General features: G+C 48.4%; 13 protein-coding genes. 5 read left to right on the top strand and 8 right to left on the bottom strand.

Annotation, left to right across the window (positions count from 1 at the left end; genetic code table 11):
• Nucleotides 1–83: 83 nt before the first annotated feature.
• Both rpe and HMPREF2865_RS09455 read right to left on the bottom strand, forming a co-directional pair.
• Nucleotides 84–764 (bottom strand): ribulose-phosphate 3-epimerase, encoded by a 681-nt coding sequence (gene rpe, locus HMPREF2865_RS09460; protein ID WP_036490579.1) that lies wholly within the window; start codon nt 762–764, stop codon nt 84–86.
• 49 nt (nt 765–813) lie between these two features.
• Nucleotides 814–1,320, bottom strand: coding sequence for a hypothetical protein (locus tag HMPREF2865_RS09455; protein WP_070646854.1), 507 nt, complete (start codon nt 1,318–1,320; stop codon nt 814–816).
• Nucleotides 1,321–1,642: 322 nt separating this feature from the next.
• On the opposite strand from HMPREF2865_RS09455, the gene HMPREF2865_RS09450 reads away from it, so the two are divergent.
• The gene (locus tag HMPREF2865_RS09450; RefSeq protein ID WP_070646853.1) at nt 1,643–2,071 is read left to right on the top strand and encodes a Spy/CpxP family protein refolding chaperone; all 429 of its coding nucleotides are present in this window, start codon (nt 1,643–1,645) and stop codon (nt 2,069–2,071) included.
• Between the two features lie 64 nt (nt 2,072–2,135).
• On the opposite strand, the gene HMPREF2865_RS09445 is transcribed toward HMPREF2865_RS09450, so the two are convergent.
• A complete protein-coding gene (locus tag HMPREF2865_RS09445; RefSeq protein WP_070460903.1) occupies nt 2,136–3,002 on the bottom strand; it encodes an ATP-binding protein in 867 nt (288 codons plus the stop codon).
• Nucleotides 3,003–3,018: 16 nt separating this feature from the next.
• A complete protein-coding gene (locus HMPREF2865_RS09440) occupies nt 3,019–3,633 on the bottom strand; it encodes a riboflavin synthase (protein ID WP_003683409.1) in 615 nt (204 codons plus the stop codon).
• A 125-nt stretch (nt 3,634–3,758) separates the two neighbouring features.
• Here HMPREF2865_RS09440 and HMPREF2865_RS09435 point away from each other — a divergent pair, with 125 nt between their 5' ends.
• From HMPREF2865_RS09435 to HMPREF2865_RS09425, 3 genes are all read left to right on the top strand, one after another.
• Complete coding sequence (locus tag HMPREF2865_RS09435; protein ID WP_070646852.1) at nt 3,759–4,604, top strand: 23S rRNA (adenine(2030)-N(6))-methyltransferase RlmJ; 846 nt, start codon at nt 3,759–3,761, stop codon at nt 4,602–4,604.
• A gap of 130 nt (nt 4,605–4,734) precedes the next feature.
• Nucleotides 4,735–5,088, top strand: coding sequence for a hypothetical protein (locus HMPREF2865_RS09430; protein ID WP_070646851.1), 354 nt, complete (start codon nt 4,735–4,737; stop codon nt 5,086–5,088).
• A 67-nt stretch (nt 5,089–5,155) separates the two neighbouring features.
• Nucleotides 5,156–6,130 carry a class 1 fructose-bisphosphatase gene (locus HMPREF2865_RS09425; RefSeq protein WP_070646850.1) on the top strand — a complete coding sequence of 325 codons (975 nt, stop codon included), beginning with the start codon at nt 5,156–5,158 and terminating at the stop codon, nt 6,128–6,130.
• A gap of 141 nt (nt 6,131–6,271) precedes the next feature.
• Here the strand turns inward: HMPREF2865_RS09425 and waaF are convergent, their stop codons facing one another.
• Together waaF and guaB are read right to left on the bottom strand one after the other, a co-directional pair.
• Nucleotides 6,272–7,291, bottom strand: a complete 1,020-nt coding sequence (gene waaF, locus HMPREF2865_RS09420; protein WP_070646849.1) for a lipopolysaccharide heptosyltransferase II — start codon at nt 7,289–7,291, stop codon at nt 6,272–6,274.
• Nucleotides 7,292–7,565: 274 nt separating this feature from the next.
• Nucleotides 7,566–9,029 carry an IMP dehydrogenase gene (gene guaB, locus HMPREF2865_RS09415; RefSeq protein ID WP_049344697.1) on the bottom strand — a complete coding sequence of 488 codons (1,464 nt, stop codon included), beginning with the start codon at nt 9,027–9,029 and terminating at the stop codon, nt 7,566–7,568.
• Nucleotides 9,030–9,218: 189 nt separating this feature from the next.
• Here guaB and HMPREF2865_RS09410 point away from each other — a divergent pair, with 189 nt between their 5' ends.
• Nucleotides 9,219–9,644: a DUF4124 domain-containing protein gene (locus HMPREF2865_RS09410; protein ID WP_070625407.1), complete on the top strand. Its 426-nt coding sequence runs from the start codon at nt 9,219–9,221 to the stop codon at nt 9,642–9,644.
• Between the two features lie 69 nt (nt 9,645–9,713).
• Here HMPREF2865_RS09410 and HMPREF2865_RS09405 read toward each other — a convergent pair whose 3' ends face one another.
• Together HMPREF2865_RS09405 and HMPREF2865_RS09400 are read right to left on the bottom strand one after the other, a co-directional pair.
• Nucleotides 9,714–11,042, bottom strand: a complete 1,329-nt coding sequence (locus HMPREF2865_RS09405) for an anaerobic C4-dicarboxylate transporter family protein (protein ID WP_070646848.1) — start codon at nt 11,040–11,042, stop codon at nt 9,714–9,716.
• A 221-nt stretch (nt 11,043–11,263) separates the two neighbouring features.
• Nucleotides 11,264–12,838, bottom strand: coding sequence for a glycosyltransferase family 2 protein (locus HMPREF2865_RS09400; RefSeq protein ID WP_070646847.1), 1,575 nt, complete (start codon nt 12,836–12,838; stop codon nt 11,264–11,266).
• Nucleotides 12,839–12,860 lie beyond the last annotated feature (22 nt).

Below are 12,860 nucleotides of genomic sequence, written 5' to 3'. Positions count from 1 at the left end.
GCCGTCTGAAAATCATTTCAGACGGCCTTTAATATTAGACATTGATTATTTAAAGTTTGGAAACCAAGAATATCCCGGCTTAGTTATCCGACTTGCGCCAACTGTTGACGCATTTCATCGATAACGGCTTTGTAATCCGGTTTGCCAAAAATCGCCGAACCGGCCACAAACGTATCCGCACCTGCCGCCGCAATTTCAGCAATATTGTCTGTCTTCACGCCGCCATCGACTTCCAAGGCGATATGGCGGCCGCTTTGCCGTTCATACTCGTCCAACATCTCGCGCACTTTGCGGATTTTCACCAGCGTATTCGGGATAAAGCTTTGTCCGCCAAAGCCAGGGTTGACCGACATCAGCAACACCATATCCAGTTTGTCCAAAACGTTTTCCAGAATATTGACCGGCGTAGCAGGATTCAATACTAAACCTGCCTGACAGCCGTATTCTTTAATCAAACCCAAGCTGCGGTCGATGTGGCGGCTGGCTTCCGGATGAAAGGTAATGATATTGGCACCGGCTTTGGCAAACGCATGAATCAAATCGTCCACCGGCTCAACCATCAAATGCACATCGACCGGCACGGTTGCATACGGTTTCAAAGCCGCGCAAACCATAGGGCCGAAAGTCAGATTCGGCACATAATGATTGTCCATCACATCAAAATGAATCAAATCCGCACCGGCGCGGATAACTTCGGCAACCTCTTCGCCCAAGCGGGCAAAATCGGCAGACAAAATACTGGGGGCAATACGGTAGTCGGTCATGTTTATTCTCCTAAAGTGTGTTCCTTTTGTTATATACCTAGAAATTAAACTATCTTTTATATTTTACTGTAAACAAAGGCTGTTCTAAATTCCAAGGCAAATTTTGTTCAGAAAATATTTTTTCTATTTTCTGAACAAAAATCTCCCACCTAGGATCATTCTCATCAAACTCTTCATATCCGATTAAACAACAATCCTGGCAAATAGATTTTAATTTATCAGTGCCCTCTAACATTTCTGTTGTCCAAATATCCCTTTCTTGGCATGACATTTCATTATTATCAGCAAATGATGTAAGTTCTATATTAGCAATAATCGAAAACTCATGTTCCAAAGAGTTCAATTCCCCAGAAGGAAAGTCTAAATCAATTAATGACTCTAATAAACCACACTTTATAGCTCTATAAACAAACTCAATACCGACCTGAAATAAATATTTTCTATTTTCAAGATTCATATCTAATGTCATAGGGAAAAAGTTAGATATCCCAAGCTCAATATCAGAACACCATTGCAATTTCTCATACATATTAAACAAATAACTTTGCTTTAACATTACTTAACCTCACTTTTTACTGGGAATTTTAGTTTTAATGAAACTTCATTATTCTGTTGTAGTAAAGCTGATGTCATTATCGCATTTTTAACCCTATGTTGTATGCTGCCGACAACATCTCTACCGTCATTTTTATGAATTTACATTTCATATACATTAATGAAACTTATAATCACATAGTAAGGCTTTGAAAATAAATTATTAGATTACATACATGTGCAAAAAAATCTAACATCATTAACAAAAGTTAACTGCATTGATACTGCCTTTCACACGCTTATCGGTTATATTTCCAAACCTGATGAAACATTAGGAAAACACCGTGTCTGTTGCACTTTCCCGCTATCCGACTTTTATTTTCTTAGCACTCGCCCTACTCTGTTCCAGTCTGCCTGCACATGCCGGTCCGTTTCTGGCCACTTTGGACGACTTTCACCCGAATTGCGACATCCGACAGCTTAATTTATCCGCCGACCAACACGCCGCCCTGCGCCGCCTGCGTACCGACTTCAAACAAATCAACGATAAAGCCTACCGTAAAACCGTACGCTCCGACCGCAACCGCCGTCAAACCATCATCAAAATCCTCTCCGGCGACTCATTCGACTCAAACGCCGCCCGCGATTATGTTGAAAGTCGCTACCTCTCCAGCATGGACTATGCGGTGGATGAAATGGAAATCCAATACCGCTTCTATCATCTGCTCAATCCGCGCCAACGCCAGCAATGGTTGTCTTCATGCTTGCGCTGATGGATAAATAAAATACAAAAAGGCCATCTGAAACCATATTCAGACGGCCTTTACTTTTTCAGCCTTAATCCAGCACTCTTTCTTCCGGCAACCGGCCTGCCCAATCGCAGGCAAACTGCCATGCCGAGCGGCCTGAACGGCTGCCGCGCATTTGCGCCCATTGCAACGCAGCTTGGCGCGCCGTATCGTCAAAAGGCACATTGAAATCGTCCAACCAGTTCGCCACGGCGGTCAAATAATCGTTTTGATCGAAAGGATAAAAACTCAGCCATAAGCCGAAGCGGTCGGAAAGGGAGATTTTCTCCTCAACAGCCTCTTTCTGATGGATTTCGCCGCGAGTGCCCGTAGTACCGCCGTTTTCATCCATGTATTCAGGAATTAAATGACGGCGGTTGGAAGTGGCATAAACCAAAACATTGGTGCAACGTTGCGACAGTCCGCCGTCTAAAGCAGTTTTCAAGGCTTTATAGGTTTCATCGCCGGTTTCAAACGACAAATCATCGCAGAAAACGATAAATTTCTCGGGGCGCTCGGACAACAGCGTCAACAAAGCCGGCAAGCTGACCAAATCGCTTTTATCCACTTCAATCAGTCGCAGGCCCTGCTCGGCGTATTCGTGCAACAACGCTTTAACCAAGGAGGATTTGCCTGTACCGCGCGCGCCGGTCATCAAGACATTATTTGCCGGACGGCCTGCCAAAAATTGCTCGGTATTGCGTTTCAGTCTGTCGGTTTGCGAACCGACTGCCGCCAATCTGCTCAAAGGAAACGTATGCGGACGCGGCAGGCTTTCCAAAATACCTTTTTTGCCCACGCTGTGCCAACGGTAGGCCAAAGCGCGCCAGTCGGTTTTACCGGCTTCGTCAGGCAGGATTAAATCCAGACGGTTTAAAACGGAATTCGCTTTTTTCAAAAAATTGGATAATTTCATTTTGGCTTTCTTTTTTTCAGACGGCCTTTTGCGCCAATACACGCATCACGGTATCGACAACGGCTTGGGTTTGCGGATCGATTTCAATATTGATGAGGTCGCCTTCTTTGCGGCTGCCAAACAGGGTACGCTCCAAAGTCTCCGGAATCAGGTGTACGCAAAATTCGCTGTCGCTGACTTCGCCTATGGTCAGGCTGCAGCCGTCCAAACCGACAAAGCCTTTGGTCAGGATGTAGGGTTTGAGGTTTTCCGGCAGCTCAAACCAAACTGTGCGGTTGAACTCGCTGGATTCAATTCGGGAAATTCGGGTAACAGCCATCACATGGCCGCTCATCACATGTCCGCCGATTTCATCGCCAAATCGTGCCGCGCGTTCCAAATTGACACTGTCGCCGACTTTCAAGCTACCGAGATTGGTTTTGCGTAAGGTTTCGTCCATCAAATCAAAGCTGACTTTGTTGCCGTCGATTCGGGTAATGGTCAGGCAGCAGCCGTTGTTGGCGACAGAGGCGCCGGTTTGCAGATTGTCGGCGATTTCGGGGGGCAGCTCGACAGTGTGGGTACGAAAGTCGGGCGAAGGTTGGGCGATGTCTGTAATTTTGCCCATGCCTTGTACGATGCCTGTAAACATGATGTCTTCTTTCCGATGGTACGATAAGGCGGATATTGTAGCATTTTCCAGGCACAAAGGCCGTCTGAAAGCGGTGATGGCGATGGTTTGGGGTATAATCGGATTTTTATTTCCGCAGCCCGATCATGCTCAGCTACCGCCACGCCTTCCATGCCGGCAACCATGCCGATATACTCAAGCACTTTACCCTCTTCCTCGTCCTCGAATATTTCAACCGCAAAGACAAGCCTTATTGGTATATCGATACGCACAGCGGTGCTGGTTTGTATGATTTGAGCGGCGATGAAGCGCAAAAAGTCGGCGAATACAAACAAGGCATTGCGCTCTTGGAACAAGCTGACAAGCTGCCTGCCGAATTGGCCGAATTTGTCGGCCGTCTGAAACAAATACTGCCGCAAGACAACCTTTACTGCGGCTCGCCTTGGCTGGCACAGGCGCTCACGCGCGACAGCGACAAAATGCGCCTCTTTGAGTTGCATCCTGCCGATTTTGTCCATTTGCAAAACAATATGCGCGAAGTCCGTCCGACGCGCAAAGTGCAAGTCAGCCAAGCGGACGGTTATCAGGGCCTGATTTCACTCTTACCTCCTCCGCCCCGCCGCGCAGCCGTCTTGATTGATCCGCCCTACGAAGAAAAACAAGACTACCGCCGTGTCGTCCAAGTCTTGAAAGATGCTTTAAAACGCTTTGAAACCGGCTGCTACATGATTTGGTATCCTTGCCTGAGCCGCGAAGAAAGCCGCAAACTGCCGGACGAACTCAAAAAAATCGCTCCCGACAATTATCTGCACGCCGAGCTTCATGTTCATACGCCGCGCAGCGACGGCTTCGGTATGCACGGCAGCGGCATGTTCGTCATCAACCCGCCCTATATGCTTGCCGAACAGTTGCAAAACAATCTGCCCGAACTTTCCAAAATTTTAGCGCAAGATACCGGCGCGCATTATCTATTGGAAAGCAAAACGAAATAAACGCCGCCGTCTGAATGTATACCCAAGCGCTTCAACTTTGCCGCCATACCCGTTCAGACGGCCTTAACCCTTTATACTTAAGCCTTTTTCCACTACAATTCACAACATAACAATTAACGGCCGTCCACTCATGAATATACGCACACCCCTAGCCTGCACGCTCCTGCTTTGCGCGTGCAGCGAATCAGCAAAAAACGAATTTAAAGAAGAATTTACCCAAAGTTTCCGCACCGAATTTGTCCGCTCGGCAACCGAAGCCTGCGTAGAAAAAGCCGCAGGAAAAAGCCCGTTTAATTCCGCGACCACTGAAAAAATCTGCCGCTGTATCGGCGAAAAAACAGTCGACCAAATCAATCCTGAAGAAGCGACATCGCTTTTGGGCGGCAGCGACTCCATGAGCGACGAGCTGAAAAAACGCATCAAAGACACCAGCATCGCCTGCACAAAAGAAGTTTTAGGCATGGCTGACAGCAAAACCAAATGAACACGCCGTTTTCAGATGGCCTGAAATTGAAAAATATTCGATTCAAACTTAGGAAAAGAGTGAAACCATGAAGACACTGAACCAATTCTTAGCCCAACACCTGCCCGAACACAAACTGCCGCAAGAGCTGGCCAGCGTACTGGAATCCGTAGCCGCCGCCTGTTTGGACATCAACGCCAAAGTCCGCCTCGGCGCGCTTTCCGGCGTTTTGGGCATGGCAGGTACCGGCAACATCCAAGGCGAAGACCAAAAGAAACTTGACGTCATCGCCAACAACATCATGATTGATGTTTTAAAAGCCAATGCCAACATCGCAGGCCTTGCCAGCGAAGAAGAAGACACCTATGTCGCCACACACGAAAACGGCGGCTATTTGGTATTGTTTGACCCGCTGGACGGCTCTTCCAATATCGACGTCAACATCTCCGTCGGCACCATCTTCTCCATTTTGGCGAAACCTGAAGGCGCATTGACTACCGAATCCTTCCTGCAAAAAGGCCGCGACCAAGTAGCCGCAGGTTATGTTTTATACGGTCCACAAACCCAACTGGTACTGACTGTCGGTCACGGCGTATTCGTCTTCACTCTGGACGATGCCAACCAATTCCTGCTGACCAAAGAAAATCCGCGCGTTCCAGAATCTACTAAAGAATTCGCCATCAATATGTCCAACCAAAGACATTGGTTCGCCCCTGTTCAACAATACATTGACGAATTGCTGGCAGGCGAAACCGGCGTACGCGGCAAAAACTACAATATGCGCTGGGTTGCCAGCATGGTTGCCGAAATCCACCGCATCCTGATGCGCGGCGGCGTATTCATGTATCCGCAAGACAAGCGCGACCCATCCAAACCGGGCAAACTGCGCCTGATGTACGAAGCCAACCCGATGAGCCTGATTATGGAACAAGCCGGCGGCGCATCAAACAACGCCATCGAAGCCATGCTCGACATCCAACCTACCGGCCTGCACCAACGTGTTGCCGTATTCATGGGCAGCCGCGAAGAAGTCGAATACGTTTACAATCTGCATCAAAAATAATCAGATGTATTGATTTCAAACCCAAAAAGGCCGTCTGAAATATGATTTTCAGACGGCCTTTTGTTAAAAAATAAAAAAACAAAAATCAAAAGGGCAGATTCAAATCCACCCTTTGCTGTTTTCCATCTAGTCTTTATTGGATTACGCCGAACGAGCCAGCTCTTCCGCTGCTTTTTGCACCATATCCGGCGTCAGCTTGTTCAAACAATCCGTATGCCCCAGCGGACATTCGCGTTTAAAACAAGGTGAACAATCCAAATTCAAACTGACGATTTTTGCCTTTTGGCTGAGAGGCGGCGTATGGTCAGGGCTGGATGAGCCGTAAACCGCAACCAATTTCCGATCAAGCGCGGCCGCAAGGTGCATCAGACCGCTGTCGTTGCACACGACCGTATCGGCGCAAGACAACAGATCAATGGCTTCAGAAAGATTGGTTTTGCCGCAAAGATTGGTACACAGGCCGTCTGAAAGTCGGTTGATTTCATCTGCAATATCAAAATCTTTTTGCGAACCGAACAGCCAAACCTGCCAGCCCTTGGCCAAATATCGGCGGCCGAGTTCGGCAAAATGACGCGCAGGCCAACGCTTGGCCGGGCCATATTCCGCACCAGGACAAAATGCCAAAATCGGTTTATCCGTCGTCAAACCATGTTTTGCCAAAGCGGCTTGACGGCTTTCGGGATTAATCGTGAAACAGGGATTATCAGAATGCCCGTTAAAATCCGCTTGGGTCGGATGCGCCAGCGCAGTATAGCGGTCAACCATCAGAGGCAATGCAGCCTTATCCAACTTGCGGATATCGTTCAACAAAAAATAGCGCGATTCGCCGACGTAGCCCGTACGCTGCTTAATGCCCGTAGCCAAGGCAATGATGGCGGATTTGAGCGAACCGGGCAAAACAATCACTTGATCATAGCCCTCTTTTCCCAATTCACGCCCGATACGCCAGCGTTTTTTCAATTCCAACGCACCATGTCCAAACGGATTTTCCATCACACGGTTGATTTCAGGCATACGCTCAAATACGGCCATCGACCATTTGGGTGCAAAAGCATCAATGGTGCAGCCGGGATACAGCTCATGCAAACGGCGATAAAGCGGTTGGGTCATGACGCAGTCGCCAATCCAGCTTGGGGTAATAATCAGGATTTTTTTGGACATAATGGAATGTGTTTTTAATTTTGGCTTATTGTAATACGATTTTTAAAAGGCCGTCTGAAACTCGGTTTAATCGCCTTGAGCAGAACGTACTATTTGATACATGTCATTTCAGCGCGTGAAACGTTTGTCTTCCCAATTTATCCGGCAAGTTCTGCAGATACCCAACCTGAAACGCCAGACCAAACAGCGGCAAGCAATATTCTCTTCATTTTTAAAACCTTATAAAAACAGAAAGGCCGTCTGAAATATTTTCAGACGACCTTTTTATACTGGTTTAACGATGGTAGTTAGGCGCTTCTTTAGTGATTTGTACGTCGTGAACGTGAGATTCGCTCATACCGGCAGAAGTGATTTCCACAAATTCTGCTTTCTCGTGCATTTCAGCAATATTGGCGCAACCCAAATAACCCATGCTGGAGCGCAGACCGCCGGTCAGCTGGTGGATGATGTTCACAATCGGGCCTTTGTAAGGAACGCGGCCTTCGATGCCTTCAGGAACATATTTGTCTGTGCTGTCGGTTTTGTCTTGGAAGTAGCGGTCGGCTGAACCTTGGCTCATCGCACCCAACGAACCCATGCCGCGGTAAGACTTGTAAGAGCGGCCTTGGTAGAGTTCGATTTCGCCCGGTGCTTCTTCCGTACCGGCAAACATACCGCCGAGCATGACGCTGTATGCACCTGCTGCCAGAGCTTTGGCAATATCGCCGGAGAAGCGGATACCGCCGTCGGCAATCAGGGGAACGCCTGTACCTTTCAGGGCTTCGGAAACATTGTGAATCGCAGTCAGCTGAGGCACGCCCACGCCTGCCACGATACGGGTCGTACAAATCGAACCCGGGCCGATACCGACTTTAACGGCATCCGCACCTGCGGCAACCAAATCCAAAGCGGCTTGGGCAGTCGCGATGTTACCGCCGATGACTTGGATGTGCGGATAAGTTTCTTTGACCCAGCGCACGCGATCGATCACGCCTTGGCTATGACCGTGGGCAGTATCGACCACAATCACGTCCACGCCCGCTTCTACCAATGCTTTGACGCGCTCTTCGGTATCGCCGCCGGTACCCACCGCGGCACCGACGCGCAGACGGCCTTCGGCATCTTTGTTGGCATTAGGGAATTCGGTTGTTTTCAGAATATCTTTAACTGTAATCAGACCTTTGAGTTCGTCTTGGTCATTCAATACCAAAACGCGCTCAACTTTGTGCGCATGCATGATTTCGCGGGCTTCATCAATGCTGGTACCTTCAGGAACGGTAACCAAACGGTCGCGGGGGGTCATGATGGCAGAAACCGGCAGATCGACACGGTTTTCAAAACGCAGGTCGCGGTTGGTCACGATACCGACCACTTTGCCGTTTTCAACAACAGGCAGACCGGACATTTTGCGTTTGCGTTGCGCGCGCATTTCCAAGACTTCGCGGATCAATGCGGTCGGCGCAACGGTAACAGGATCTTTCACCACGCCGCTCTCATGGCGCTTCACTTTGGAAACGGCACGCGCTTGCAACTCCGGCGTCATGTTTTTATGGATAATGCCGATGCCGCCTTCTTGAGCCATTGAGATGGCCAGACGCGCTTCGGTAACGGTATCCATTGCAGCAGAAAGTAGAGGGAGGTTGAGCGTGATATCGCGGGTGAGTTTGGTTTGAAGTTTGACATCTCGAGGCAGCACGTTTGAGTGCGCTGGAACTAACAAAACGTCGTCGAAAGTATAGGCTTTTTCTACAATACGCATGATGCTCGGTCTTTCAGTTTGTGCAAGATGCACGGCATTATATCACACCGGCTTGATGCTAACATTGGCAATACACGTTTTAACGTTATTTTTTTACATGATTTGATCTGCGGTACAAAAATATGCCAACGCATTGCAGTTTCAAGTAAAATAGTCTAGATGAGAACATCATTTACATAAGAGAAACCCATGAAATCTTCTGTACTCAAAACCTGTCTGATAGCAGCCCTTCTCTCTTCTGCCGCCCTGACCGGCGCGGCCGAGGTTTACACTTGGAAAGGCACATCGGGCAACAGCTATTCCGATACGCCAAACCGCCTGCAACCGAAGCGTTCCGGCGTGGTCAACATCCGCACGCACAACGTCAAACCTGCCGTTGCGCCTGCTGTTGCGGCATCTGAGCCGGTTGCCGAGCAGCCCAACGAACAGGTCGCAGAACAAAACAAACAAATCGAAGAGCGCAATAAAAAAATCGAAGAGCAAAACCGCCAAAACAAGCTGGAAAACTGCAAAATCGCCAAAATCAACCGCCAAGTCGCCGAAAGCGCACGCTTGGCCAATCGTGACAGCCTGATTAAACAATACCAAAACGACGTCAATAAATACTGCAATTAAGCTCTCGAATAACAATATCAAAAAGGCCGTCTGAAATTTAATTTCAGACGGCCTTCATTTTTCAGCCTATCAATAATACAGTTGAACCAACAACAAACCGAACGCCAGACTAAATGCCATGCTCAACAAGCCCGGAATCATGAAGCTGTGGTTGAAGATGAATTTGCCGATTTTGGTCGAGCCGGTTGTATCGAAGTCGATAGCGGCAATAATCGGACCGTAGTTTGGTATAAAGAAATAGCCGTTTACCGCAACAAATGTGCCGATAATGATGGGCGCAGGAATCCCCAGTTTGATGGCGATTGGGAACAGCGTCGCCACTGTCGCGCCTTGGCTGTTGACCAATACCGACAAGACAAACAGGGCAAAGGCAAAGGTCCACGGTGCAGATTCAACCAAATGACTGACGGTCGATTCGACTTCTGTTAAGTGGCCGTTCATTAAGGTATCGCCCAACCAAGCCACGCCGAACACCGCAATCACGGCACGCATACCTGCATGGAATACCGAACCTCGGGTAATCGCATCGCCATTGGGTTTACACGCCAAAATAATCAGCGCAGAAGCAGACAACATCACGATTTCAATCGTATGCGCCATGCCCATAGGCTTGATCGCGCCATCGTGTTCAAAAGCCGGACGCAACTCAGGCAACGCACCCATCACGACCACCAGCAATGCCGCAGTCAAGAAAATACCAACCGACAATTTGGCTTTCGGCGAAATAGTGACATCGGTTTTTTGTTCCTCCACATCAATGTATTCTTTCACATAGTTCGGGTCTTTCAGCAAAGCCTGATAATGCGGATCGTCTTTCAATTCTTTGCCCAGTTTATTTACGAACACGCAAGCCAAACCAATACCCAAAATCGTGGACGGAACGGTAACTTTCAACACATCCGCCATCGTGATGTGTTGCGGCTCAAGCATGGTGACGCAGGCAACAACGGCGGCGGCAATCGGGCTGGCGACAATCGCAAATTGGGAAGCGATAACCGCCATCGTCAACGGACGGGAGGGACGGATGCCATTGCGACGGCTGACTTCGGCAATCACGGGCAAGACCGAGTAAGCCACATGGCCCGTACCTGCCAAGACGGTAAAGGTGTAAGTTACCGCCGGCGCGATAAAGGTGATGTATTTCGGATTGCGGTGCAACACACGCGTGGCAATCTTAATCATATAGTCCAAACCGCCGCTGGCCTGCATGGCCGCTGCGGCAGACACTACCGCCATAATCATCAGCATCACATCAATCGGCGGGCTGGTCGGTTGAAGATGGAAACCAAAAGATAATACGGCCAAGCCGATACCGCCGAGCACGCCCAAACCAATCCCACCAACCTGCGCACCAATCAGGATACACAGCAGCACAATGGCAAACTGGATAAAAAACATAGTTGACATAACAACTCCCAAAATCCGGCCTTAACCGAAATAAAATTACAAACATTCGAATTATAGAGCAAACCCTCTTTCCTAACCATACTTTACCGAACTATACATACTGATTCACATCAAATAAATAATATTCTCATTTAACTGCTAAGCTTTTAAAAATACAAAAAAGGCCGTCTGAAAATTTTCAGACGGCCTCTATGATTTAAAAAATGATAAGGCTATTTTCCGGCTACTTCTTCATCTTTTATAAAATCCGATACGCCATGAACACAGCAGATTTTGCGTTCTGACAAGGTTGCCTCCAACAAGGCATCGTTTTGCGGCAAGGAATCGCGTTCTGCCTCATTGTGCCAGAGGTGGTACGCAATACCGGCAAATTTCAAATTATGGCGTTTCATACCATTATGATAGCAACGAGCGACAAATTCGCTATCTTCCCTACCCCAACCGACAAAGCTATTGTCAAATCCGTTGACGGCAAGCGCATCGCTGCGGAAAAAGCCCATATTGCAAGTTTTGATGCCTTTGTGTTTGCGGTTGCCTTTTCGGCCTGCCAGTTTGGCCAAACAACGGCAACGCAGGGCGGAAAGCCGTTTTTCTATCCCCGAACTGAACATAGATAAGGCAGGCAAATCGCCTTCATCCAAAATATCCTGCGTTTTACCCTCAGTCAAAATCACGCGGGAGCCCTGTATCAGACGGCCTTTGCGGGCGATCTTCAAATGATCGGCGATAAAAGACGGATCCAAAACCATATCGCCGTCAATCAACACAATATAATCGCTTTTCGCCTGCGCCAACGCACGGTTGCGCGATTCGGCGGCACGAAAGCCTCTATCCGGCTGCCATGAATGCTTGACCGGAATACTTGTCCTACGACGGATAAAATCAACCACTTCGGCGGTTTCCTGCCTTGAGCCATCATCCGCGACAATAATCTCATCCGGCAGACGGGTTTGCGATAAAGCCGATTTCAACACCAGCTCCAAAGCATCGGGGCGGTTGTAAGTGGTGATGATGAGGGAGACGGTTATCGTGCGGTTGCGCTCATAGAGTTTGACATATTTGTAATACGAACCTTGCGCGTTAGACACCGAAATCGTCAGGCCGTCTGCACCATAGGCAAAACCGCGCTTGAGCAGGTAATTTTTCACAAACGATACGCCGCCATGCAGCAAAGCCTTAAACGGCGAACTGTCTTTCTTGAAGCGGTTTTCTTCCGCATACAGTGAGCTATACTGCTGCATTTTCTGAATCAGCCCTTCGGCGTTTTCAAAAGAATAATGTTTCAGACGGCCATCGAGTTGTTTAACCTTGGCTTCCTGCGGCAACACCAAAGACTCATGCACCTGACGGTCGGAAAAACGGCTAAATCTGCGATGATAAAGGCGCGGAATAATATCCGGATACCAGCCGCAGCCTTTAATCAGTCTGCCGTGGTAATGGTTCAGACGGGAAAGCGAAAAAATATGTTCCTTCTCATTTTCCAAAACGGCCGCACGAATGGATTCGATTAAAGCCTCATCCGCCACTTCATCACTGTCTATGCTGAAAATCCAATCGTTTTGCGCCAGTCTGGCCGCCAGATTTTTCATCGGGCCAAACCCGATAAAGTCATGCTTGTAATAGCTGACATTGGGAAAGCCCTTAGCAATTTCAAAAGTACGGTCGGTCGAGCCGTTGTCCAACAGCAGGACTTCGTCAAAGTCTTTCAGCGCACTCAAAACTTCTGAAAGATAACGTTCTGAATTTTTTACCAACATGGCGGCGGTTGCCGGAATTGTGTGCATCATAAAAAGGCCGTCTGAAAAAGGA

It is taken from the genome of Neisseria sp. HMSC073G10, assembly GCF_001812605.1.
GTDB classification, from domain to species: Bacteria; Pseudomonadota; Gammaproteobacteria; order Burkholderiales; family Neisseriaceae; genus Neisseria; species Neisseria subflava_A.
The sequence above is the reverse complement of the archived record's forward strand: the minus strand, read 5'-3'. Positions and strand labels throughout refer to the sequence as shown.

Coding starts and splice junctions, on each gene's coding strand:
- HMPREF2865_RS09430 (WP_070646851.1), top strand. CDS start 4,735: ATGAATATACGCACACCCCTAGCCTGCACGCTCCTGCTTTGCGCGTGC.
- HMPREF2865_RS09410 (WP_070625407.1), top strand. CDS start 9,219: ATGAAATCTTCTGTACTCAAAACCTGTCTGATAGCAGCCCTTCTCTCT.
- HMPREF2865_RS09405 (WP_070646848.1), bottom strand. CDS start 11,042: ATGTTTTTTATCCAGTTTGCCATTGTGCTGCTGTGTATCCTGATTGGT.
- HMPREF2865_RS09425 (WP_070646850.1), top strand. CDS start 5,156: ATGAAGACACTGAACCAATTCTTAGCCCAACACCTGCCCGAACACAAA.
- guaB (WP_049344697.1), bottom strand. CDS start 9,029: ATGCGTATTGTAGAAAAAGCCTATACTTTCGACGACGTTTTGTTAGTT.
- HMPREF2865_RS09455 (WP_070646854.1), bottom strand. CDS start 1,320: ATGTTAAAGCAAAGTTATTTGTTTAATATGTATGAGAAATTGCAATGG.
- rpe (WP_036490579.1), bottom strand. CDS start 764: ATGACCGACTACCGTATTGCCCCCAGTATTTTGTCTGCCGATTTTGCC.
- HMPREF2865_RS09400 (WP_070646847.1), bottom strand. CDS start 12,838: ATGATGCACACAATTCCGGCAACCGCCGCCATGTTGGTAAAAAATTCA.
- HMPREF2865_RS09440 (WP_003683409.1), bottom strand. CDS start 3,633: ATGTTTACAGGCATCGTACAAGGCATGGGCAAAATTACAGACATCGCC.
- HMPREF2865_RS09445 (WP_070460903.1), bottom strand. CDS start 3,002: ATGAAATTATCCAATTTTTTGAAAAAAGCGAATTCCGTTTTAAACCGT.
- waaF (WP_070646849.1), bottom strand. CDS start 7,291: ATGTCCAAAAAAATCCTGATTATTACCCCAAGCTGGATTGGCGACTGC.
- HMPREF2865_RS09435 (WP_070646852.1), top strand. CDS start 3,759: ATGCTCAGCTACCGCCACGCCTTCCATGCCGGCAACCATGCCGATATA.